Origin of the sequence: Pseudomonas fluorescens, from assembly GCF_902498065.1 — a bacterium.
Classification (GTDB): domain Bacteria; phylum Pseudomonadota; class Gammaproteobacteria; order Pseudomonadales; family Pseudomonadaceae; genus Aquipseudomonas; species Aquipseudomonas fluorescens_BJ.
Window position 1 is genome coordinate 1 of the sequence record NZ_CABVIR010000014.1, and the last position, 23,109, is coordinate 23,109.

The window sequence follows — 23,109 nt, forward strand, 5'->3', positions numbered from 1 at the left end:
TTGATGGTTTCCGGGGTTGCAGCAACCCGTGTTTCACCCGTCTGGGTTTCGAGAGGAACACCAATGTGCACGTCAAATCTCCTGCGTGATCTTATTGAGTAAACCCAGGCACTTCGGATGGTGCGGCCGATCAGCGTGATTCCGCCAAATCAGAACGTTCAATCATCCGAACGCAGGCAAAAGTCGATTCGTTTCGTGCTTGGTCGAGCGCTGTCAGCTGTCTAGTCGATGACTGCTGCGTAGTCGCAAGCGTTGTCGGTTTTCGACTCATATCAGAGCCGGAGCGTTCGTCGCTTGGTGGAACACCAAAATACTCGCGATAGCATTTGGAAAAGTGGGGCGTGGACACGAAACCGCATACATACGCCAACTCTATGATCGACAATGATGTTTGCTTAAGCAGTTGTCGCGCTCGAGTGAGGCGTAATCTGAGGTAGTAACGGGACGGCGTGCAGTTCAGGTATTTTCGGAATAGCCGCTCCAACTGTCGACGTGACAAATCAACGTAATCTGCCAGGTCATCCAGCCCGATCGGCTCTTCGAGGTTGGCCTCCATCAACGCAACGATTTCCTGCAGCTTTGGCTGATGAGTGCCCAGGACATGCTTGAGCGGTACGCGCTGATGGTCCTGTTCGTTGCGTATGCGCTCGTAGACAAACATCTCCGAAATGGCAGCGGACAATTCACGGCCATGATCGCGGCCGATCAGGTGCAGCATCATGTCCATAGGGGCCGTTCCGCCGGAGCTGGTGAAGCGGTTTCGGTCGAGGGTGAACAGACTCGCGCTGATGCTGACTCGCGGAAAAGCTTCCTGCATGGCGGCCAGAAACTCCCAATGCACACTGCACTCATAACCGTCGAGCAGCCCGGCTTTGGCCAGTGCCCAACTGCCCGTGCACACGCCTCCTAGCCGTCTGGATTGACGCGCCAAGGCTTGCAGCCAGGTAATGTGCTCGCGGGTAATCACGCTCTGGATTCCAATGCCACCGCATACGATTACAGTGTCCGCCACCAATGGATTGTTCCACGAAGCATCTGGGGTGATAGGCACGCCATCACTGGCCCAGACAGGCTCTCCACAGGGGCTGAACGTATGCCAGCGATATAGCTCTTGCCCCGATAACTGATTGGCCATGCGCAGTGGCTCTACTGCGGACGCTAGGGAAATAAGTGTGAATTTATCCAACAGCAGAAAACCAACGGATTGAGTCGTACCGTCGGACACGGTGGAGTTCGATGACATCGTGGTCATGTCCTCACAAAGAGCGATTACGGCCTTAGATGCAGGAGCTTGTAATACCCCCCAGCCATGGCGTAGGGAGTATTAGGTTTGGCGCAAAAACCTCCTTGGTTTTATCCCACTGACGTCACCCTCGCAGCCTGCGCAGGGTGACGCGACGTCACAAGGCCGATAAAGGAAATCGCCAGCGCTAGTCCAATGGTTGTGCTGACTTCGGTACGGTGCTCTGGTGTGATCATCATGACTGCCAGCGCTGCGCAAATGAACACAATCACCAGCCACGTCAGCCATGGAAACAGCCACATGCGAAAGGTCAGCTCAACGTTCTGCCGATGCAACATCCGGCGCATGCGCAGCTGCGACACCGCAATGGCCAGGTACACCAGCAAGGCAATCGCGCCGGAGCTGGCTAGCAGGAAGTCAAACAGCCCGGCGGGCATAAAGTAGCTCCACACGGTGATCGCCGCGCCCAGCACGGTGCTGGCGATGACCGCTGCCCGCGGCACGCCTTCGGAGGAGGTCGCCTTCAGCGCCTTCGGCGCATCGCCACGACGGCCCAGCGAGTACAGCATGCGCGAAGCAATGTAGATCGAGGAGTTCATGCAACTGGCCACGGCGATCAGCACCACCACGTCCACCATGAACTTGGCGTGGGGAATGTTCATGATCTCCAGTGCCCGCTGGTAGGAGCCTACCTGGGCGAGCAGCGGATCGTTCCAGGGCACCACGGAGATGACCACGAAAATCGACAACAGGTAGAACACGCCAATGCGCCAGATCACCGAACGCGTGGCCTTGGCAATGTTCTGCGAGGGATTGTCGGATTCGGCGGCGGCGATGGTCACTGCTTCGGTCCCGATGAAGCTGAACATGATGGTGATGAAGGCGCCCACCACCGCCGACAGGCCGTTGGGAGCGAACCCGCCGTGTTCAGCCATCAGGCCGCTCAAGCCGCTGACCTCCCGTTCGGGCACCCAGCCCATCAACACGGCAAAACCCACGCCGATGAAACCGATGATCGCCACCACCTTGGCCATGGCGAACCAGAATTCGAATTCGCCGTACTTGGAGACACTGAACAGATTGGTGATCACTAACGCAATGATCGACACCAGGGCGAACAGCCAGGCATCGATCTGGGGAAACCACTGGTTCAACACATGGCCGGCGGCCAGTGCTTCGATAGGAATCACAAGCACCCAGAACCACCAGTACAGCCAACCGATGGTGAAACCTGCCCAACGACCTATTGCCTGGTCGGCATAGGTGGAGAACGAGCCTGTGTCCGGGTTGGCCACCGCCATTTCACCGAGCATGCGCATGACCAAAACGACGAGCAGGCCAGAGAATAGATAGGCCAGCAAGACAGCCGGGCCAGCAGCCGCAATGGCATGTCCTGAGCCAACGAATAAACCTGCGCCGATAATTCCGGCAATTGACAACATTGTTACGTGACGAGGCTTGAAGCCCTGCGCCAATTGGCCACTCGAATCCTTGGAACTCGGGCTAATCATTGGTTTTTTTTCTCTGCTGATCGACATTTAAGCGTATTGATGGGAGCAACGAATCATCATTGTTGCCTGTTGTCCCCTCCTAGAAGCGGCCCCCTTCAAACGCTGAAGTTCTTATCAAACCCATCATCGCGATGTGGTTATTTAGATGAAACGACGCGCCACCTTACCCGGCTTGTTCGACAATTCAATTACCTGTTCACGCCGCCTCCTTGCCTGATATCGACACGTGCCAATTTAGCGTTCACAGCGAAAACCAAACGGTCACAAAATGGCCAGGTGCAATCATTTTGTTTGGTTGAGGATTCTGCTAATGCAGCAACGGATGGGGATAGCTTGGAAGGTTTAAGCGGGCGAGAAGGTTTCGGGACGAGGGCCGCGAGATCTCTCTGGAACGAGCGGATTGGATGATTACTGCCTGTCGCCATCGGATGAAAACGGCCATAAGCAGTCAGTAGGATATTTCCACGAAACCATGGGCGATTCAGTGCTTTCCAACTCGGTGTGACCGAGAAGGATCAGTACTGCTCTGGTGTTTTTCGTTCTCCGATAGATCAATGAAGTCTTGGTCCGACGCATCGAATGAACTCAAATGCCTTAGCAATTACACTTCGGGATGAATGTACTGACGGTGAGCAACCGATTCTTTGTCCATCAGACCGATCTCGACTGCAGATGCTTGGAGAAGTCCCGCTTCAAAATCAATCTGGCTGTAGGCCCCGGCCAAAGCCGATCTCAGCTTATCGGAATGATGAGTTAGCAGATTTGCAAACACCCGCTCCATCTCCAGAGGCGAGCGCACGGGCAGCTTAGGCAGAGAAGTGGGGACTAAAGTGGGGACTAAATAGATAGCCTGCTCGAGATAGCTAGCGCAAAATTGCGCTAACCACCTGATTATATTGGTGTCCCAGGGCAGGTTCGAACTGCCAACCTTCCCCTTAGGAGGGGGATGCTCTATCCAATTGAGCTACTGAGACACAAGTCGCACGCTAGAAATGCGCTGCGATGGACGGCGTGCATGTTAACGGGCGGGTCTGCGTTTGTCATGTCGTCCGTAGGCTTTTTAAGTGTAGGCAAACGCCCCTCGACTTCACGGGATTTGTTTACCGTGCAAATTGCATCACCGCAAAAAGTCATCATTGCAAATTGCAATGAGGCGACCTTGCACAATTATCTTAATTGCTTGTTTTTAAAGGGTTTAATAGCCGATAGACTCTTGGCACGTCGGCTGCTTTAGCTGTTCTCAAAGAACAACGGAGGTCAGCCCTCATGAACCGCGTCCTTTTACTCTCGATCGCGATCGCACTGGCGGTGTTTTCAGGTTTTTATTTCGCCCCCGAGAGCGGTACTGAGCCGGTTGCCCAGCGAATGCCTCATTACCTGCAGGTACAAAAGGCACCTCAATTGGCGGTGTTGAGCGATAAGCACGGTTTTGTCGGTCAAGAAGTAAGCCAGGAAAATATCCTGCTGCCGGCGCAGTCTTCAGAACGCCTGGTATTTTGAACAACCCCTCAGGAGCACAGCATGACCAAATCAGCCGCAGGATTTTTCATCCTCGCCCTACTGAGCGGCATTGTTTATTTGTTACTGGTAAAGGACGAAATCGTCACCCTGCCGTTGATTGCCTGCGGCGTTTTTAGTGCGCTGTTTGTGCTGGCTCTGATCGCTGGTCGCAAATTCAAGTTTGATCCGGTATTGCGCTGACCCGTAGAAGGTTCAAAAGACTGGCCACTGTGTCCGCAAGATCGCCCGAATTGTCGAGTGATTGGATTGGCGTAATACCAACCGAGGCGTCATCCGTAAACAGTTCGTTTCTGCACAATCTCGCCTCAATCTCCGCCAGACTCTCACGCCCCCGCTGCCGCAACCGCTCTCGCAGCACGTTGTCCTTGACCGTCAATAGAATCGGCACCAGCGCTGGATAGCGGCTCAGGGCCTGTACCAAGTGCCCGCGAGAACCGTTCACCAGGACATTGCGGCCCTCCTTGAGCCATTGATCGATCACGATGGGAATGCCGTAATCCAGATCATTGGCATGCCAGCACAGCGCGAAATCGCCCTTGTCTTTGCGGCGCGCGAACTCTTCGCGGGAAACACCGACGGCATCCTCACCCACGGACTCAGCTGAACGCGTGATGACTCGACGCACCACTTCACAGTTGATTGCGTGCAAAGGCGCACGAGCAGCTTCGATGAGACTGTCCTTGCCGGATCCGGAAGGTCCCATCAGGTAAATCAGTCTGCCATCCATCCTGAAATAGCCCCCCATGACGTGGTTGCCACTAGTAAATCGGCCATTTGCCACTATCCTGTATAAGGTAAGGAATCGTGATCGAGATCCGCACAGCGTGCACCTCCAGGCGTCCTCGGACATCTCCTGTCGGGCAACAGGACGCGGCCAGCGATACGGACTTGGGTAGTCTTTTCAAACCAGTCCGCATTTCTGATAATTGGTGCTGGCATATCGCCTTTATCCAGTTCAATATTTGTCACAGAATTGACGCCAATGATCTGGCTTCTTTGAGGCATGATGCGAGCCTCTATCAATTCAGGTTGAACATTTGGCCAGAGTCCTTGTCCTATCAGACATCGTGCGGCCAATCCCGAGAACCGCTCCCCTGAACTAACCGGTTAAATATATGCGCCCATTGAAACAGGCAATTTATTCCAGCCGTACGGCTGACAAGTTCGTCGTACGTCTGCCAGACGGAATGCGTGAACGCATTGCCGAGGTGGCTCGCAATCATCATCGCAGCATGAACTCCGAGATCATTGCGCGCCTTGAGCAGAGTCTTATTCAGGAAGGCGCACTGGGCGAAGAGTTGAGCATGCGCCTGGACAGCCCGGAGCTGTCACTGCATGAACGCGAATTGTTGCAACGTTTCCGCCAGCTTTCCCACCGCCAGCAGAACGCCCTTGTTTCGCTGATTGCCCACGATGCCGAAATGGCCGCAGACGCCTCCTGATTCATCCGAATGCCCAAGCCAGCATAATCGCTGGCTTTTTTTTGCCTGAAATTCGGGTACAAAAAACCCGCCGATTGGCGGGTTTCGAGTAAATGGCCATCAGAGCAGGAAGATCGTCGCCAAACCAAGGAAGATGAAAAATCCGCCACTGTCGGTCATCGCCGTGATCATCACGCTGGCACCCATCGCCGGGTCTCGCCCCAACTTGACCAGAGTCATGGGAATCAACACGCCCATCAAGGCCGCGAGCAACAGGTTGAGCGTCATGGCGGCGGTCATCACCACGCCGAGGGACCAACTGCCGTAAAGCAGGTAGGCCACCACGCCAATCACCCCACCCCAAACCAAACCGTTGATCAAACCGACGGCCAGCTCCTTGCGCATCAATCGCGAGGTATTACCGGTACTCACCTGGTCCAGCGCCATGGCGCGAACGATCATGGTGATGGTCTGGTTACCCGAGTTGCCACCGATACCCGCCACGATCGGCATCAACGCTGCGAGCGCCACCAGCTTCTCGATCGAGCCTTCGAACAGACCGATCACGCGGGAGGCAATAAATGCCGTAATCAGGTTCACCGCCAGCCAGGCCCAACGGTTACGCAGGGACTTCCAGACCGACGCGAAGATATCTTCTTCTTCACGCAGACCCGCCATGTTGAGAACTTCGTTTTCGCTCTCTTCACGAATCAGGTCGACCATTTCATCGATGGTCAGACGGCCGATCAGCTTGCCGTTCTTGTCGACCACGGGCGCGGAGATCAAGTCATAACGCTCGAACGCTTGCGCGGCATCGTAGGCATCTTCGTCCGGGTGAAAACTCACCGGGTCGCTGGCCATGACTTCCGAAACCTGTTTTTCCGGGTCGTTGACCAGCAAACGCTTGATCGGCAACACGCCCTTGAGCACGCCGTCGTAATCGACCACAAACAGTTTGTCGGTGTGACCCGGCAGCTCCTTGAGCCGACGCAGGTAGCGCAATACCACTTCGAGACTGACGTCCTCACGGATCGTCACCATCTCGAAGTCCATCAGCGCACCGACCTGCTCCTCGTCATAGGACAACGCGGAGCGAACGCGCTCACGCTGTTGACCATCGAGGGTTTCCATCAGCTCGTGGACGACGTCTCGCGGCAGCTCAGAGGCCAGGTCAGCGAGTTCGTCGGCATCCATGTCCTTGGCCGCCGCCAGGAGCTCGTGATCGTCCATGTCGGCGATCAGGGTTTCACGCACCGAGTCGGATACTTCGAGGAGGATGTCGCCGTCACGGTCAGCCTTGACCAACTGCCAGAGCGTCAGACGATCGTCCAGCGGCAAGGCTTCAAGGATGTAGGCAACGTCGGCGGAGTGCAGATCATCGAGCTTGCGTTGCAGCTCGACGAGGTTTTGCCGGTGAACCAGGTTTTCAACCCGGTCGTGATGCGGACCTTCCTGGCGATGAGTCAGGTCTTCGACCACCCGCTGACGCTGCAGCAGCTCAATCACTTGAGCGAGGCGGTCCTGCAGGCTTTCTTGCGTTTTCTTTACTTCAACTTCAGACATAGGCGAACTCCACTCCCAGCAGCGGGGCACGCCGGAAGGATCAATCAGTCAATTCATGATTGGAAAAGCGGTTTACTGAGTTACTACTGGGTAAGTCCATGGAGGTATTCCACAAGCCCCGGCGGGGCTGACGGGCGCAATGATACACCGCCCAACGTTTTTTAATGTTAAAAAATCGCGGCTGAAACAAGCGCTTGCGAGACAAACCTGAGCGCCGTCCTGATCCTTGAAAATGCGACGACTCATTCTGAAAAGAAAACACACCAGCATTGAAAAATGTAGCGGCTACCCTTGAGTCAGACCGTCATGGAGGACGTTTGATGCAATTGAATGCACCTTGTTTTTTGTTGATCGCCCTGCTCTGCCTACCGCCCGAGGCACTTGCCTCAACCATTCATCGCTGCGAGGCAGCAAACGGCCGCATCACCTTCACCACGTTGAGCTGTAAGGCCGGAGAGAGCCTTTCGCTTCAGGACGTGCACACGTTCACCCCTGGCAGCACGGTGACACTCATGCCGGAAGCGGACTTTCGCGAAACATCCCGTATGAATGCCAAAAGGAGGGAGCCAACGGTCGTCGGCCAGACCGAGGACACCTGTGGAAACCTGATCAATGCACGGGAACGCAGGGAAGCAATCATCAATCAACGAATTGTTGCCGGCATGAGCCAGCAAGACGTCGAAAGCGCCCTCGGCAAGCCAGACAAGATCAGCATTCGGAATTCCGCCACGAGCTACCGTTACGACACCAAGCGAGGTCGTAGCGCACACGTCGAGTTCGATGAGAAAGGATGCACCAGAGGAAAAGCCAAATCCCGGACGGCAAAAAGCCCGCGTTAAACGCGGGCTTTTTGGTGTTTGGTGCACTCGACAGGATTCGAACCTGTGACCGCTCGGTTCGTAGCCGAGTACTCTATCCAGCTGAGCTACGAGTGCAATTTGTGTTTTTAGACCAGATCACAACTGGTTGAAACAGAGTAGCTCACATCACTGCAAACAACTCTTAAATGGTGCACTCGACAGGATTCGAACCTGTGACCGCTCGGTTCGTAGCCGAGTACTCTATCCAGCTGAGCTACGAGTGCATTTGTTGCCGCGCATTATAGGCCGTTGAATCTTTTTGTAAAGCGCTTTTTTCTAGTAATTTCAACAACTTACCGAAGAAGCCAGATTACAACGTACTACGCAAATAATGGCGGAGAACGGGGGATTCGAACCCCCGACACCCTTTTGAGGTGTACTCCCTTAGCAGGGGAGCGCCTTCGGCCACTCGGCCAGCTCTCCGCAACACGGGGCGTATATTAACCAGCTTCTTCCCCGTTTGCAAACATAAAAAACGATAAAAATTAATGGCTTGGTTCTTCGTCCTTCTCTTTCTTTATACGCAGGTAAATTTCCTCACGATGGACCGCAACCTCTTTCGGGGCGTTGACACCGATACGCACTTGATTTCCTTTAACGCCGAGCACGGTCACGGTGATTTCGCCATCACCAATAATCAGGCTTTCTGCGCACCGACGAGTCAGAATCAGCATACCTTTCTCCTCACGCATTTCATTTCAGGGACAACAGTCTGCAAAAAAAAGGCACTCGACCTACAACCTGAACGATCGCAGTCCTACATGCCTGAGTATTGACTAGCGCGGGCAAAAGAACAGCTTCGGGCCGCACCATTCAAAAAAACAAAAGGGCGCGGTCAGACCGCGCCCTTCAGCAAACGCATCACTCGCCCTGTCGGGCCGGCGCGTCCAGTTCGAAAGCCGTGTGCAGAGCGCGCACAGCCAGTTCCAGGTACTTCTCTTCGATCACCACGGATACTTTGATTTCCGAGGTCGAGATCATCTGGATGTTGATGCTTTCTTTCGCCAGGGATTCGAACATGCGGCTGGCCACACCTGCGTGGGAGCGCATGCCGACACCGACGATCGAGACCTTGGCGATCTTGATGTCGCCAACGACTTCACGGGCACCGATCTCGCGAGCGGTGTTTTCCAGCACGGTTTGCGCGGCCTGGAAGTCGTTGCGGTGCACGGTGAAGGTGAAGTCGGTGGTGTTATCGTGCGCAACGTTCTGCACGATCATGTCGACTTCGATGTTCGCGGCGCTGATCGGGCCGAGAATCTTGAATGCAACGCCCGGGGTGTCTGGCACGCCACGGATGGTCAGCTTGGCTTCATCGCGATTGAAAGCGATGCCGGAAATGATCGGCTGTTCCATGGTTTCCTCTTCATCAATAGTAATGAGGGTGCCCGGACCCTCCTTGAAGCTGTGCAGTACGCGCAGCGGAACGTTGTATTTGCCGGCGAATTCCACCGCACGGATCTGCAACACCTTGGAACCGAGGCTGGCCATTTCCAGCATCTCTTCGAAGGTAATCTTGTCCAGGCGCTGGGCCACGGACACCACACGCGGGTCGGTGGTGTAGACGCCGTCGACGTCGGTGTAGATCTGGCATTCGTCAGCCTTCAAGGCTGCCGCCAGTGCCACACCGGTGGTGTCGGAGCCGCCACGACCGAGGGTGGTGATGTTGCCGTGCTCGTCGACGCCCTGGAAACCGGCGACAACGACCACGCGACCTGCTTTCAGATCACCGCGAATCTTCTGGTCATCAATCTGCAAGATACGCGCTTTATTGTGCGCGCTGTCCGTCAGAATCCGTACCTGATTGCCGGTGTAGGACACCGCTGGCACGCCGCGCTTGATCAGCGCCATGGCCAACAGGGCAATCGTCACCTGCTCACCGGTGGAGACGATCACATCCAGCTCACGCGGAACCGGCTGGCCGTCGCCACTGATTTGCTTGGCCAGATCGATCAGACGGTTGGTTTCGCCGCTCATTGCAGACAGCACAACCACCAGGTCATCGCCAGCATCGCGGAATTTCTTAACCTTGTCGGCGACCTGCTCGATTCTCTCGACAGTGCCGACCGAGGTGCCTCCAAATTTCTGTACGATCAAAGCCATTTCAAAGCCGCCTCTGCCCATGAAGGGCGCCCAAATAATCACTCAAACAGCGTTCCGGCCCGCCACTAGACCGCGGGCCGGAACACTGCCTTATAAACCCTGCTCTACAAATGGAACAGTCAGGGCCAATGCCGCATCCAGTGCGCCAGCGTCAGTACCACCGCCCTGCGCCATGTCCGGACGACCACCGCCCTTCCCGCCCACTGCCGCAGCGGCTTGCTTCATCAAATCACCGGCTTTGAGTTGGCCAGTCAGGTCTTTGGTTACGCCTGCAACCAGAACGACCTTTTCCTCATGGACACTGCCGAGCAGGATCACTGCGCGGCCGAGTTTGTTTTTCAGTTGATCGACCAGCGCCAGCAGCGCCTTGCCGTCCTGACCGTCCAGACGCACGGCCAGCACTTTCACGCCGTTGACGTCCAGCGCGGAAGCCGACAGATCGTCGCCCGCAGCGCTGGCAGCCTTGGCCTGCAACTGCTCGAGTTGCTTCTCCAGCAGACGGTTGCGCTCCAGCACAGCCGACAGCTTGTCGATCAGGTTGTCGCGGCTGCCCTTGACCAGGTTGGCCGCTTCCTTGAGTTGTTCTTCGGCAGCGTTCAAGTATGCCAGCGCCGCGGCGCCGGTGACCGCTTCGATACGACGCACACCGGAAGCCACACCGCCTTCGCTGATGATTTTCAGCAGGCCGATGTCGCCGGTACGGTTGGCGTGAATCCCGCCGCACAGCTCGACGGAGAAATCCCCGCCCATGCTCAGTACGCGCACGTTGTCGCCGTACTTCTCGCCAAACAGCGCCATGGCGCCTTTTTGCTTGGCGGTTTCGATGTCGGTTTCTTCGGTTTCAACGGCGGAGTTCTTGCGAATCTCGGCGTTGACGATGTCTTCCAGGGCCTTCAATTGTTCAGGCTTGATGGCTTCGAAGTGGCTGAAGTCGAAGCGCAGACGCTGACTGTCGACCAAAGAACCTTTCTGCTGAACGTGATCGCCCAGTACTTTACGCAACGCGGCGTGCAGCAAGTGCGTTGCCGAGTGGTTCAACGATGTCGCGTGACGCACGTCGGCTTCGACGTGGGTTTCGACCGGCGAACCGACGGTCAGGCTACCCAACGCCAACACACCGTGGTGCAGGAATGCGCCGCCGGTTTTGGTGGTGTCACGCACGTCGAAACGGCCGTTGTTCGATTGCAGGTAACCGCAGTCGCCAATCTGACCGCCGGATTCAGCGTAGAACGGGGTCTGATCGAGAACGACCACGCCCTCTTCGCCTTCGCTCAAGACGTCGACCGACTGGCCTTCTTTATAGATAGCCACAATCTTCGCCGAACCACTGGTGGCCTTGTAACCGGTGAATTCGGTCGCCACGTCAACCTTGACCAAGGTGTTGTAGTCCAGACCGAACGAACTGGCGGAACGCGCACGGACACGCTGGGCTTCCATTTCGCGCTCGAAGCCGGCTTCGTCGACGGTCAGGTTACGCTCGCGAGCGATGTCAGCGGTCAGGTCCATCGGGAAACCGTAGGTGTCATACAGCTTGAACACCACGTCGCCTGGCACCACGGTGCCTTTGAGCTCCAGCAGATCCTGCTCGAGAATCTTCAGGCCGTGCTCCAAAGTCTTGGAGAACTGCTCTTCTTCGGCCTTGAGCACGCGCTCGATGTTGGCCTGTTGCTGCTTGAGTTCCGGGAACGCTTCGCCCATCTCGGCGACCAGTGCCGCAACGATCTTGTAGAAGAAGCTGCCGGTCGCGCCCAGTTTGTTGCCGTGACGGCACGCACGACGAATGATCCGGCGCAGCACATAGCCACGACCTTCGTTGGAAGGCAGCACGCCGTCGGCAATCAGGAAACCGCACGAACGGATATGGTCGGAAACGACCTTCAGCGAAGACTGATCGTCATTGCTGCAGCCAATCGCCTTGGCCGATGCGCTCAGCAGGTTCTTGAACAGGTCGATTTCATAGTTGGAGTGGACGTGCTGCATCACCGCACTGATCCGCTCCAGGCCCATGCCGGTGTCGACCGACGGCGCTGGCAGCGGGTGTAACACGCCATCGGCGGTGCGGTTGAACTGCATGAACACGTTGTTCCAGATCTCGATGTAACGGTCGCCGTCTTCTTCCGGCGAGCCCGGCGGGCCGCCCCAGATGTGGTCGCCGTGATCGTAGAAAATCTCGGTGCAAGGACCGCACGGGCCGGTATCGCCCATGGTCCAGAAGTTGTCGGATGCGTACGGCGCGCCCTTGTTGTCGCCGATGCGGATCATGCGCTCGACTGGAACACCGATCTGCTGGGTCCAGATGTCATAGGCTTCGTCATCCGAGGCATAGACCGTTACCCAGAGTTTTTCCTTGGGCAGCTTCAGGACGCCGGTCAGGAAGGTCCAGGCGTAGGTGATCGCGTCGTGTTTGAAATAGTCACCGAAGCTGAAGTTACCCAGCATTTCGAAGAACGTGTGGTGACGAGCGGTATAACCGACGTTTTCCAGGTCGCTGTTCTTGCCACCGGCACGCACGCATTTCTGGCTGCTGGTTGCACGGGTGTACGCACGTTTTTCCTGGCCCAGGAAACAGTCCTTGAACTGGTTCATCCCCGCGTTAGTGAACAGCAGGGTTGGGTCGTTGCCCGGAATCAAAGAGCTGGAGGCTACACGGGTGTGGCCTTGCTCTTCGAAGAAGCGAAGGAAGGCTTCACGGATTTCTGCGCTTTTCATTAGGTTCTTCCACGGAGGCTGCGGCCAAAGGCCTGTGCGAAACGTCAACAGACGAAGCGACGGCAAAGGGCCGCATTATATCGGCCCTGCGCGCGGGGTACAGCGTGTTTATACGATAGAAACGGTCAATTGGACGGCTAACGCGGTCAGTTGCGCGAAAACTCGACGAATGTCGCGATGACTTGCTCGATTTGCGCACGGCTGACGTCCATGTGCGTGACCATTCTAAGGCGGCCGGCGGCGCTGAGCTTGATCCCGCGCTCGGCGGCAAAGGCCTTGATCGCCTCGGCCTTGTCGCCCATCTGCACATAAACCATGTTGGTTTGCACCGGTTCGACTTCGTAACCTGCTTTTCGGAGTCCGTCCGCGAGGAATTGCGCGTTGGCATGGTCGTCGGCCAGACGCTGGACGTTGTTATCCAGTGCGTACAGCCCCGCAGCCGCCAAAAGACCCGCCTGACGCATACCGCCGCCCACCATCTTGCGCAGACGGCGCGCCTTGCCAATCAACTCGTCCGAGCCGCACAACACCGAACCGATCGGCGCGCCCAGGCCTTTGGACAGGCAGACCGAAACAGAATCGAAGTGCTGCGTGATTTCCCGGGCATCGACACCCAGCTTGACCGCCGCGTTGTACAGGCGAGCGCCGTCGAGGTGCAGTTGCAACCCGTGTTCGCGAGTGAAGCTGCGAGCCCGGGCCAGATACTCCAGCGGCAGCACCTTGCCCTGCATGGTGTTTTCCAGCGCCAGCAAACGGGTGCGGGCGAAATGGAAGTCGTCCGGCTTGATTGCCGCCGCCACCTGAGCCAGATCCAGCGAACCGTCGGCCTGCACTTCCAGCGGTTGCGGCTGGATCGAACCCAGTACCGCCGCGCCGCCACCTTCGTACTTATACGTGTGCGCCTGTTGGCCAACGATGTATTCATCGCCGCGCTCGCAGTGCGCCATCAAGCCCAGCAGATTGCTCATGGTGCCCGTTGGCACGAACAGCGCCGCGGCAAAACCCAACCGATCGGCAAGCTCGGCTTCCAGTCGATTGACCGTCGGATCTTCACCGTAGACGTCGTCACCGGTGGCCGCGGTGGCCATTGCGTCGAGCATCCCTGGAGTCGGCTGGGTGACGGTGTCGCTGCGAAGATCGATAACGCTCATGAATCTGGCCTCGGTAAGCAGGGGAAAATCCCTTTCGGAATGGAATTACTGCGGTCATGACGACGAATAATCAACCCTTGGACGAGGAAAAGGCTGATCAAGCGAGCGAAAAAGTCGATAGCAATCATCGGATAGCAGCAATGCACAGGTGGGAAATATGTGATAAAAACGCTGCGCCGCCAGATAATCTGACGGCAAAACGTTCTCAGGGCGGGGTGCAACTCCCCACCGGCGGTAATTGCGCGCAATGCGCATAGCCCGCGAGCGCTTGGCGACAGCACGGCTTCGGCGGTGACTGGCGACAAGGTCAGCAGACCCGGTGTGATCCCGGGGCCGACGGTCATAGTCCGGATGAAGAGAGAACGGGATTGGCGCCGCCTAGGCTCTATACCAAAGCGCCGTCCGCAGGCATTTGTGCCTGCGTACCCTTAAATCCCATTCGATTCATATGCCCTGTTTTTTACATAAACAGGAGTCAGAACATGCAACCCACCGCAATCGACAGCAAAAGCAAAAACCATCAGGGCGAGCGCGTTGCGTTCATCCAGGCCTGCTGGCACAAGGAAATCGTCGATCAGAGCCGTAAGGGCTTCGTCGCCGAAATGATTGCCCAGGGTTATCACGAATCCGACATTGATTTCTTTGAAGTCGGCGGCGCCTTTGAAATGCCCTTGCACGCCAAACTGCTGGCCAAGACCGGGCGTTATGCCGGCATCGTCGCGGCAGCCCTGGTGGTGGATGGCGGGATCTATCGTCACGAGTTCGTCGCCCAGTCGGTGGTCAGCGGCCTGATGCAGGTTCAGCTGGAAACCGAAGTGCCGGTATTCTCCGTGTCCCTGACACCGCACCACTTCCACGCTGGCGAAGAACACCAGAAGTTCTTCTTCGAGCACTTTGTGCACAAGGGTCAGGAAGCGGCGAAGACGTGTGCGGATACGTTGCAGAAGTTGCGCGCGTTGCGTCGCAGTGAGCACCGCGCGGTAGCCGTCTAAACACCGGACATAACTGTGGGAGCCAGCCTGCTGGCGATAGCGGAATATCAGTCGACAACCAGAGTGACTGACACATTGCAATCGCTAGCAGGCTAGCTCCCACGTTTGCGGTGAACTCAGGCCAGGTTTTCGTCGGTGGCCGGCACGATCAGGATGCCGGCGCGCAGGCCATTTTTCACCTTGGGGTTCGGGAAGATGATCCGGGCGCCCTCCTCCTCGATGATCCACCGCGTCTGGGCGATGTCTTCGGCCAGCAGATAACCCACTTCCAGTTCCGAAAAGTTCTCGATGTCCGCCGGCAGGTTCAAGCGGAAGCTGTCGCTGTGCTTGATGATTTCCCGTGCCACGCTGAACAACTGCAATCCATCCAGCGCCGCTTCGGTCAGTTCCGGCTCGGAGCCTTCGATAATCTGTTTGAGGCGGGTTTCCAGCAAAGAGACGTTAACGCCGTCGTTCTGCCCGAACGGCCGGGCCTTGCCCAACTCAAGGGTGAAGGATTCGGCGCCGAGCTTGTCGTAGGTGTAGGAACTGAAAACGATGGACGGCTTGTTTTGCAGCAGCACGGCTTCCATGCCGGCGGCGCGCAGGCGTGCCAGCTCCTGACGGGAGTGCTGGCGATCTTCTTTCCACGGATACAGGGCGAACTGCTCGATTTTCGAGCCACGAATCGCCGTGTGCAGGTCGTAGTGCAGACGTTCACGATCCGGCAGGCTGAAGAAACTCGCGGCCAACCGTTCCAGCTCACAAGCGCGCAGAGCTTCGGAACCACTGGTTTGTTCGTGACGGCCGTTGAACAGCCGATTGACGTCCTGCTCGATGAAACGCTCGCCTTTGCGAATCGCTTCCGGGTTGCCGAACAGGAACAGAATGCGTGCGCGCGGCTTCAAGTCGCCGCGGGCGATGTCATGCAACAGGCGATCAAGCAACTCGATCGGTGCTGTTTCGTTGCCATGGATGCCGGCCGACAGCAGCAGGTCCAGGCCGTTATCCCGAGCTTCAGGTGGCCGGACTTCCAGCGCACCTTCGCTCAACCAGCGCATCCGCACGCCTTCGACAGTCAGTTGAGTCTTCTCCGCCGGTTCGCGGCCGGCGAGGGTCAGTTCAAGCAGTTTGCCGAGGGCGAGCATAGAGCGGTTTCCTTAATGGTCGTGTGCGCAATCCGGGCCGTGCACGTGGTCTTCGTCGCCGACTTCAGCCGGTTCCATTTCCAGTTGCAGACTTACCAGATTAGTCGCCAATGGGCGCAGCAGCAGGTTGGCGTATTCAGCGTCACCTTCTTCGACGTCCACGCCGATCAGCAGTTGGCCGCGGCCGTCGTGCTGAATCCACAGCTCTTTGCCTTGCCAAATGACCGCGACGCGGGTGCAGGAAGTTTCCAGTTGCGTGCCGTCGGTGTCTTCAAGGATCAGCTGCAGGGTATCGCTCATGTGTTTTACGCTCTCGACGTTCAATTGATCTGGAATGGATAAACCGCGCCCAGTTTAAGGATTTGCGTCAGTTCATCCAGTGCCGTCCGGCACTCAAGCAGCAATTGCGGGTCCGCGAGATCGTTTTCGGTCATGCGGTCGCGGTAGTGCTTGTCGACCCATTCGGTCAACGTGCCGTACAACGGTGCCGTCATGATAACCCCTGGGTTGACGGCCGCCAGTTCGGTTTCATTCAATGCGACGCGCAGGCGCAGGCACGCGGGGCCACCGCCGTTCTGCATGCTTTGCTTCAAATCGAAGACTTTGACTTCGCGGATCAGGCCGCCAGAGCTGGTCAAACCTTGCAGGTACTGCCAGACGCGCTCGTTACCACGACACTCTTCCGGCACGATCAACAGCATCGAGCCATCAGGACGCGACAGCAGCTGGCTGTTGAACAGGTAGGAACGCACCGCGTCTTCCACGGTGACCGCAGAACGCGGAACGCAGATCGACTGGAAATTCCCGCCGACCTTGGCCAGTTTGCCTTGCAGCTCGGCCAGCATCTGGTCGGTGTCGAGGAACGCGTCCTCGTGATAGAACAGCACTTCGCCGTTACCCACCGCGATCACGTCGTTGTGGAACACGCCCTGATCGATCACCGAAGGATTCTGCTGCCCGTAGACCACGCCGTCGTCGCTCAAGCCGTGCAGACGGGCAACCGCTTGCGACGCTTCGAGCGTCTGGCGCGCCGGGTACTTCTGCGGCGCTGGATAGCGGGTATCGAACGCACTGCGACCGAACACAAAGAACTCGACGCCGGCTTCACCGTACTCACGGCAGAAACGCGTGTGGTTGGCCGCGCCTTCGTCCCCGAATTGCGCCACGGCCGGCAACGCCGCGTGGTGAGCGAAGTGCTTCTGATCAGCGAACATCGCCCCCAGCACACGGCTGGTCGTCGGGTGTTCGATACTGCGGTGGTACTTGCAGTTGAGGTTGGCGGCAGTGAAATGCACGCGACCGTCGGCGGTGTCGGCGCTAGGGCTGACCGTGGCGGCGTTGGCCACCCACATGCTCGATGCCGAGCAACTGGCGACCAGCAACGGCATCGCATCTTTGGCGGCTTGCTCGATCACTTGCGCGTCGGTGCCGCTGAAGCCCAGGCGACGCAGGGCGGCGACGTCTGGACGCTCTTGCGGTGCGAGAACGCCTTGTTGAAAGCCCATTTCCATCAGCGCTTTCATTTTCGCCAGGCCTTGCAGCGCGGCTTCCTTCGGGTTCGAAGACTGCTGGCTGTTGCTCTGGGACGCGACGTTGCCGTAGGACAGGCCGCCGTAGTTATGGGTCGGCCCCACTAGACCGTCAAAATTGACTTCATAGGATTTCATCAGCGAGGCTCCACGAGAATCTGTTGTTATGGCTTCAGTAACTATTCAGTAAGACCGCGTTGCGGCCATCGCCAGCAGGCTGGCTCCCACAGGGTCGGTGGTGTTCACACATTTTGTGTACGACCCAATCACTGTGGGAGCCAGCCTGCTGGCGATGGGCATCACGCCATCTTCACGCCAGGCGTAAGCGATGCAGGCAACGTCAGGCTCGGCGTTTCCAGCGAAGCCACCGGGTACGCGCAGTAATCTGCGGCGTAATAGGCGCTGGCGCGATGGTTGCCCGAGGCGCCGACGCCGCCGAACGGTGCGCTGCTCGCGGCACCGGTCAGCTGCTTGTTCCAGTTGACGATACCGGCACGGCTTTCCAGCCAGAACTGCTGATAACGCGCTTCGGAATCCGACAGCAGACCGGCCGCCAGGCCATAGTCGGTGTTGTTGGCTTCAGCGATCGCCGCTTCAAAATCAGCGTAGCGGATCACTTGCAGCAACGGACCGAACAGCTCTTCGTCAGGACGATCGGCCACTGCCGTGACATCCAGAATACCCGGGGTCAGCAACGCGGCTTGCGCCTGAGGCTGAGTCATTTCCAGCAGCGCCACGGCGCCGTTGGCCAACAAATGTTCCTGTGCATCCATCAAGGCTTTCGCCGCACCGAGGGAGATCACCGAGCCCATGAACGGCGCCGGTTGCTGATCGAACGCACCGACTTCAATGGTCGAGCTGACCGCCACCAGACGCGCCAGCAACGTGTCGCCCCAAGTTCCCTGCGGCACCAGCAAGCGGCGAGCACAGGTGCAACGCTGACCGGCGGAGATGAACGCCGACTGGATGATGGTGTAAACGGCAGCATCGAGATCAGCGACCTCATCGACCACCAGCGGGTTGTTACCGCCCATCTCCAATGCCAGAATTTTGTCCGGACGACCGGCGAACTGCTGGTGCAGATGATTGCCGGTGCGGCTCGAACCGGTGAAGAACAGACCGTCGATGCCCGGGTTCGCCGCCAGGGCGATACCGGTTTCGCGAGCGCCTTGCAGCAGGTTCAACACGCCGGCCGGCAGACCGGCTTCGATCCAGCACTTGACCGTCAGCTCGGCGACTTTCGGCGTCAGTTCGCTCGGCTTGAACAGCACGCTGTTACCGGCCAGCAGCGCCGGCACGATGTGACCGTTGGGCAAGTGACCCGGGAAGTTGTAAGGACCGAACACCGCGACCACGCCATGCGGCTTGTGGCGCAACACGGCGGTGGCGTCGCCCAGCGGGCCGCTCTTCTCGCCGGTGCGCTCGCGGTAGCTCTGCACCGAGATCGCAATCTTGTTGACCATGCTGGTCACTTCAGTCGCCGCTTCCCACAACGGTTTACCGGTTTCTTCACCGATGCAGCGCGCCAGTTCGTCGGCGTTGTTTTTCAGCGCGGCGGCAAAAGCCTCCAGCACGGCGATGCGTTCATCCAGGGTGCGACGGGCCCAGCCCGGGAAGGCCTGACGAGCAGCCTGAACGGCCGATTCAACCTGAGCGGCGGTCGCGCCCTCGCCGGTCCACAGCACTTGCTGGGTCACCGGGTTCAGCGACTGGAAGGCTTCACCCTGACCGGCCAGCCATTCACCTGCGATGTATAGCGAATTCATTATTTCGACTCCCTGGCAGCAGACAACGGAACGGCGCGCACCTGATCGCCGGCGTTGAGTTGAAGACGTTTGGCGGTCAGCGGATCGACGACCAACGTGCCGGCGGCGAAGCGTGCTGGCGCAGCAGTGATGCGGCAGTCTTCGCGCTTGCGGTTGTGAATCAGGAACGGCGTGGCGTCGTCACCCGGCGTGCCAATGGCCAACACCAGCGCCTGACTGTCGCGCACGGCGCGGATCTTGCCGGTTTCGCATTCCACCGCCGGGCCGGCGTCGAAGATGTCGACGTAGCCTTGGTAGCTGAAACCTTCGCTCTTGAGCATCGACAGCGCCGGCTCGGTGTCAGGGTGGACCTGACCGATCACGTTGCGCGCATCCGGCGACAGGAAGCAGGTGTACAGCGGGAATTTCGGCATCAGTTCGGCGATGAACGCCTTGTTGCCCACGCCGGTCAGGTAATCGGCCTGGCTGAATTCCATTTTGAAGAAATGACGACCAAGGCTTTCCCAGAACGGCGAACGCCCGGCTTCGTCGGACACGCCGCGCATCTCGGCGATAATCTTGTTGCCGAACAGCTGCGGGAACTCGGCGATGAACAGCATCCGCGCCTTGGCCAGCATGCGACCGTTGAGGCCCGTGCGGTAATCGGCGTGCAGGAACAGCGAGCACAATTCAGAGTTGCCGGTCAGGTCGTTGGCCAGGAACAGCGTCGGGATTTCGCGATAGATGTTCAGCTCTTGGGACGCACTGACCGTCAGGCCAACCCGGAAGTTGTACCAGGGCTCACGCAGACCGACGGCGCCGGCGATGGCGGAAATCCCAACCACGCGGCCGTTATCGTCTTCGAGCACGAACAGGTAGTCCGCATCGCCGCGCCCGGCTTCGCCGCGAAAGGTCTTCTCGGCCCAGCCGACCCGGTGGGCCAGACGTTCTTCGTTGGCCGGCAAGGTGGTCAGGCCGGTGCCGGTGCTGCGGGCCAGGTCGATCAGAGCGGGTAAATCGCTGCTGCGTACGGGACGAACGATCATGCTATCTCCTCAAACGGGCCGCTTGCGCCACCCGCGAAACTCTCTGCTTTTCAGGCAATAAAAGCAGTCGTTAAACCGCTACCAGGCGCACGCTCGCACCTTCGCCGACGCCCAGGGCTTCGGCCGCTTCCAGATCCAGGGTCACGGGTTTGCCCGGCGCGTAATCGAGCTCGAGCAACACGGCGCGGTAATCCTGCAACTGTGCATTGGCCACCAGGTACTGACGACCGGCGCCTTTTACCGGCTCACCGATTTTCACCGGCACCACACGGCTCTGGGCGATCGAACGGATCCCCGAGACACGTGCATGCAGGGTCGGGCCACCGTCGAAAATGTCGATGTAGTGATCGGTCTCGAAGCCTTCGCGCATCAGGATGTCGAAAGTGATCTGCGCCCGAGGGTGCACCTGGCCCATCGCTTCTTGCGCGGAGTCCGGCAGCAACGGCACGTAGATCGGGTAATGCGGCATCAGCTCGGCGAGGAAGGTCCGGCTCTTCAGACCGCACAGACGCTCGGCTTCAGCGTAGTTGAGGTCGAAGAAGTTGCGACCGATGGCGTCCCAGAACGGTGAGTCGCCATTTTCATCGCTGTAACCGACGATCTCGGTCACCACGGAATCGGCAAAACGCTCCGGATGGCTGGCCACGAAGAGCAAGCGGCCACGGGAGTTCAGCTCCGCCCACGGCGAACCCACCAACTCGCGCTGCACGTAGAAACTGGTCAGCAAACTGTTGCCGGTCAGGTCGTGGCACTGCGAAAGCACGTGGATCTTGTTATGAATCTTCAGCTCGCGGGAAGCGTGCACGAAGGTTTCATTACGGAAGCTGTAGAACGGCTCGGAATAACCGGCCGAGGCAACGATGGCCGAGCAGCCGACCAGTTTCCCGGTGGCGGTGTCTTCGAGCACGAAGAAATAGCTCTCTTCGCCGTTGAAGCTGACTTCGGCAGAGAACGAGGCCTCGCTCGCGGCGATCTTGTCGCTCAGGCGTTCAACGTCATCCGGCAAGGAAGTGACACCAATCGGGCTGTCCGCAGCCAGACGCTGTACCTCGCCCAGATCAGCCATTTGCGCGGGGCGCATCACCAGCATGGTGTCACTCCTTTCTCTCAAAACTTACGAAATAAAAAATCCCGGGCCACCCCTGAAACAACTCAGAGTCAACTGTGGGAGCTAGCCTGCTAGCGATATCGTCCTGTCAGGCAACAATGATGTTGGCTATCAGGCCCTCATCGCTAGCAGGCTAGCTCCCACACTTTTGATCCAGCCCGAAACAAAAATTGGGATCGACGCCTGAAAGGTCAGGCGTCGAAGGGTCTATCAGGCTTGCGTCAGTTTTGCCGCAGCGCGCTCGAAACGGTCCAGACCTTCGTCGATGTCTGCATCTTCAACCACCAGGCTTGGCGCAAAACGCACCACGTCCGGGCCGGCTTGCAGCACCATCAGGCCTTCGCGCTCGGCGGCGTTGAAGATGTCCTTGGCTTTGCCTTTCCAGGCATCGCTCAGCACACAACCGATCAACAGGCCCATGCCACGCACCTTGGTGAACAGGCCGTATTTCTCGCCGATCTGTTCCAGGCGCGCCTTGAACTTGTCGTGCTTGGCATTGACGCCGGCCAGCACTTCAGGGGTGTTGATCACGTCAATCACCGCTTCGGCCACTGCGCACGCCAGCGGGTTGCCGCCGTAGGTGGTGCCGTGGGTGCCGACGACCAAATGCTTGGCCAGGTCTTCGGTGGTCAGCATCGCCGCGATCGGGAAACCGCCGCCCAGGCTCTTGGCGCTGGTCAGGATGTCCGGGATCACGCCGTATTGCTGGTAGGCGAACAGCTTGCCGGTACGGCCCATGCCGGTCTGCACTTCGTCGAAGATCAGCAGCGCGTTGTGCGCGGTGCAGAGGTCACGGGCGCCTTGCAGGTATTCGAGTTCGGCCGGGATGACACCGCTCTCGCCCTGGATCGGTTCCAGGACCACGGCGCAGGTCTTGTCGGAAATGGCGGCTTTCAACGCGGCCAGATCGTTGTACGGCACGTGGGTGATGCCGGTGATTTTCGGACCGAAACCGTCGGAGTACTTCGACTGGCCACCGACGTTCACGGTGAACAGGGTACGGCCGTGGAAGCTGTTGAGCGCGGCGATGATTTCGTACTTCTCGCTGCCGAACCGATCGAAACCGACGCGACGGGCCAGCTTGAACGCGGCCTCGTTGGCTTCGGCGCCGGAGTTGCAGAAGAACGCACGCTCGGCGAAGGTCGCGTTGATCAGCTTATGCGCCAGGCGCAGGGCCGGCTCATTGGTGAACACGTTGGACACATGCCACAGCTTGTTCGCCTGTTCGGTCAAGGCACCGACCAGCGCCGGGTGCGCATGGCCCAATACGTTAACGGCAATCCCGCCGGCGAAGTCGATCAGCTCGCGGCCAGACTGGTCCCAAACGCGGGAACCGGCGCCACGCACAGGAATGAAGGCGGCAGGCGCATAGTTGGGAACCATTACCTGGTCGAAATCGGCGCGTTCTACCGCAGCGTGCTCAACGGACATCGGAGTCTCCTGAAAAGGAACACTCGCCTGAAACTGGCGAGCGATGAGG

20 protein-coding genes, 4 tRNA genes and 1 riboswitch are annotated in these 23,109 nt (G+C 58.2%); of the genes, 5 read left to right on the forward strand and 19 right to left on the reverse strand.

Going from position 1 to position 23,109, the window contains the following annotated elements; all coding sequences use genetic code 11:
• Positions 1-130: 130 nt before the first annotated feature.
• The 3 genes from F8N43_RS28940 to F8N43_RS28955 form a co-directional block, all read right to left on the reverse strand.
• Entirely contained in the window at positions 131-1,243 is a 1,113-nt protein-coding gene (locus F8N43_RS28940) for a GlxA family transcriptional regulator (protein ID WP_412072606.1), read from the reverse strand.
• Between the two features lie 110 nt (positions 1,244-1,353).
• Positions 1,354-2,754 (reverse strand): GABA permease, encoded by a 1,401-nt coding sequence (gabP, locus tag F8N43_RS28945; RefSeq protein ID WP_150640101.1) that lies wholly within the window; start codon positions 2,752-2,754, stop codon positions 1,354-1,356.
• A gap of 897 nt (positions 2,755-3,651) precedes the next feature.
• Positions 3,652-3,728, reverse strand: a tRNA-Arg gene (locus tag F8N43_RS28955).
• A 292-nt stretch (positions 3,729-4,020) separates the two neighbouring features.
• Between F8N43_RS28955 and F8N43_RS28960 the strand changes: the two genes are divergently transcribed.
• Both F8N43_RS28960 and F8N43_RS28965 read left to right on the forward strand, forming a co-directional pair.
• Positions 4,021-4,254 carry a hypothetical protein gene (locus F8N43_RS28960; RefSeq protein ID WP_150633325.1) on the forward strand — a complete coding sequence of 78 codons (234 nt, stop codon included), beginning with the start codon at positions 4,021-4,023 and terminating at the stop codon, positions 4,252-4,254.
• A gap of 21 nt (positions 4,255-4,275) precedes the next feature.
• Entirely contained in the window at positions 4,276-4,455 is a 180-nt protein-coding gene (locus F8N43_RS28965) for a PA3371 family protein (RefSeq protein ID WP_150640100.1), read from the forward strand.
• Here the strand turns inward: F8N43_RS28965 and phnN are convergent.
• Complete coding sequence (phnN, locus tag F8N43_RS28970) at positions 4,430-5,002, reverse strand: phosphonate metabolism protein/1,5-bisphosphokinase (PRPP-forming) PhnN (RefSeq protein ID WP_150640099.1); 573 nt, start codon at positions 5,000-5,002, stop codon at positions 4,430-4,432. The genes F8N43_RS28965 and phnN overlap by 26 nt on opposite strands.
• A 388-nt stretch (positions 5,003-5,390) precedes the next feature.
• Between phnN and F8N43_RS28980 the strand changes: the two genes are divergently transcribed.
• The gene (locus F8N43_RS28980; RefSeq protein WP_003178899.1) at positions 5,391-5,717 is read left to right on the forward strand and encodes an Arc family DNA-binding protein; all 327 of its coding nucleotides are present in this window, start codon (positions 5,391-5,393) and stop codon (positions 5,715-5,717) included.
• 99 nt (positions 5,718-5,816) lie between these two features.
• Here F8N43_RS28980 and mgtE read toward each other — a convergent pair whose 3' ends face one another.
• Complete coding sequence (mgtE, locus tag F8N43_RS28985; protein WP_150633321.1) at positions 5,817-7,259, reverse strand: magnesium transporter; 1,443 nt, start codon at positions 7,257-7,259, stop codon at positions 5,817-5,819.
• A 320-nt stretch (positions 7,260-7,579) separates the two neighbouring features.
• Between mgtE and F8N43_RS28990 the strand changes: the two genes are divergently transcribed.
• Positions 7,580-8,098: a cell envelope protein SmpA gene (locus tag F8N43_RS28990; RefSeq protein ID WP_150633320.1), complete on the forward strand. Its 519-nt coding sequence runs from the start codon at positions 7,580-7,582 to the stop codon at positions 8,096-8,098.
• A gap of 19 nt (positions 8,099-8,117) precedes the next feature.
• Here F8N43_RS28990 and F8N43_RS28995 read toward each other — a convergent pair.
• The 7 genes from F8N43_RS28995 to ltaE form a co-directional block, all read right to left on the reverse strand.
• Positions 8,118-8,194, reverse strand: a tRNA-Arg gene (locus tag F8N43_RS28995).
• A gap of 72 nt (positions 8,195-8,266) precedes the next feature.
• Positions 8,267-8,343: transfer RNA gene (locus F8N43_RS29000), tRNA-Arg, on the reverse strand.
• Between the two features lie 108 nt (positions 8,344-8,451).
• Positions 8,452-8,542 (reverse strand) — tRNA-Ser (locus tag F8N43_RS29005).
• Positions 8,543-8,604: 62 nt separating this feature from the next.
• Positions 8,605-8,793 (reverse strand): carbon storage regulator CsrA, encoded by a 189-nt coding sequence (csrA, locus tag F8N43_RS29010; protein WP_002554426.1) that lies wholly within the window; start codon positions 8,791-8,793, stop codon positions 8,605-8,607.
• Between the two features lie 187 nt (positions 8,794-8,980).
• The gene (locus tag F8N43_RS29015) at positions 8,981-10,222 is read right to left on the reverse strand and encodes an aspartate kinase (protein ID WP_031319071.1); all 1,242 of its coding nucleotides are present in this window, start codon (positions 10,220-10,222) and stop codon (positions 8,981-8,983) included.
• Positions 10,223-10,312: 90 nt separating this feature from the next.
• Complete coding sequence (gene alaS, locus F8N43_RS29020) at positions 10,313-12,931, reverse strand: alanine--tRNA ligase (RefSeq protein WP_150654705.1); 2,619 nt, start codon at positions 12,929-12,931, stop codon at positions 10,313-10,315.
• 146 nt (positions 12,932-13,077) lie between these two features.
• Positions 13,078-14,082, reverse strand: coding sequence for a low-specificity L-threonine aldolase (gene ltaE, locus F8N43_RS29025; RefSeq protein WP_150654706.1), 1,005 nt, complete (start codon positions 14,080-14,082; stop codon positions 13,078-13,080).
• A gap of 197 nt (positions 14,083-14,279) precedes the next feature.
• A riboswitch (FMN riboswitch) is annotated at positions 14,280-14,450 on the forward strand.
• A 114-nt stretch (positions 14,451-14,564) separates the two neighbouring features.
• Here ltaE and F8N43_RS29030 point away from each other — a divergent pair.
• Positions 14,565-15,074 (forward strand): 6,7-dimethyl-8-ribityllumazine synthase, encoded by a 510-nt coding sequence (locus F8N43_RS29030; RefSeq protein WP_150633317.1) that lies wholly within the window; start codon positions 14,565-14,567, stop codon positions 15,072-15,074.
• Between the two features lie 116 nt (positions 15,075-15,190).
• Here F8N43_RS29030 and astE read toward each other — a convergent pair whose 3' ends face one another.
• The 7 genes from astE to F8N43_RS29065 all read right to left on the reverse strand — a co-directional run bounded on the left by astE (position 15,191) and on the right by F8N43_RS29065 (position 23,060).
• On the reverse strand, positions 15,191-16,201 hold the full coding sequence (gene astE / locus F8N43_RS29035; RefSeq protein ID WP_150633316.1) for a succinylglutamate desuccinylase: 1,011 nt from the start codon (positions 16,199-16,201) through the stop codon (positions 15,191-15,193).
• Between the two features lie 12 nt (positions 16,202-16,213).
• Positions 16,214-16,501 carry a hypothetical protein gene (locus F8N43_RS29040; protein WP_008033108.1) on the reverse strand — a complete coding sequence of 96 codons (288 nt, stop codon included), beginning with the start codon at positions 16,499-16,501 and terminating at the stop codon, positions 16,214-16,216.
• Positions 16,502-16,521: 20 nt separating this feature from the next.
• Positions 16,522-17,868: an N-succinylarginine dihydrolase gene (gene astB / locus F8N43_RS29045; RefSeq protein ID WP_150654707.1), complete on the reverse strand. Its 1,347-nt coding sequence runs from the start codon at positions 17,866-17,868 to the stop codon at positions 16,522-16,524.
• A 161-nt stretch (positions 17,869-18,029) separates the two neighbouring features.
• A complete protein-coding gene (astD, locus tag F8N43_RS29050; protein ID WP_191630166.1) occupies positions 18,030-19,499 on the reverse strand; it encodes a succinylglutamate-semialdehyde dehydrogenase in 1,470 nt (489 codons plus the stop codon).
• Entirely contained in the window at positions 19,496-20,521 is a 1,026-nt protein-coding gene (gene astA / locus F8N43_RS29055) for an arginine N-succinyltransferase (protein WP_017340222.1), read from the reverse strand. Before astA ends, astD begins: the two co-directional genes overlap by 4 nt.
• A gap of 70 nt (positions 20,522-20,591) precedes the next feature.
• A complete protein-coding gene (aruF, locus tag F8N43_RS29060; protein WP_150633312.1) occupies positions 20,592-21,611 on the reverse strand; it encodes an arginine/ornithine succinyltransferase subunit alpha in 1,020 nt (339 codons plus the stop codon).
• A 228-nt stretch (positions 21,612-21,839) separates the two neighbouring features.
• Positions 21,840-23,060: an aspartate aminotransferase family protein gene (locus tag F8N43_RS29065; RefSeq protein ID WP_150633311.1), complete on the reverse strand. Its 1,221-nt coding sequence runs from the start codon at positions 23,058-23,060 to the stop codon at positions 21,840-21,842.
• Positions 23,061-23,109: the final 49 nt, after the last annotated feature.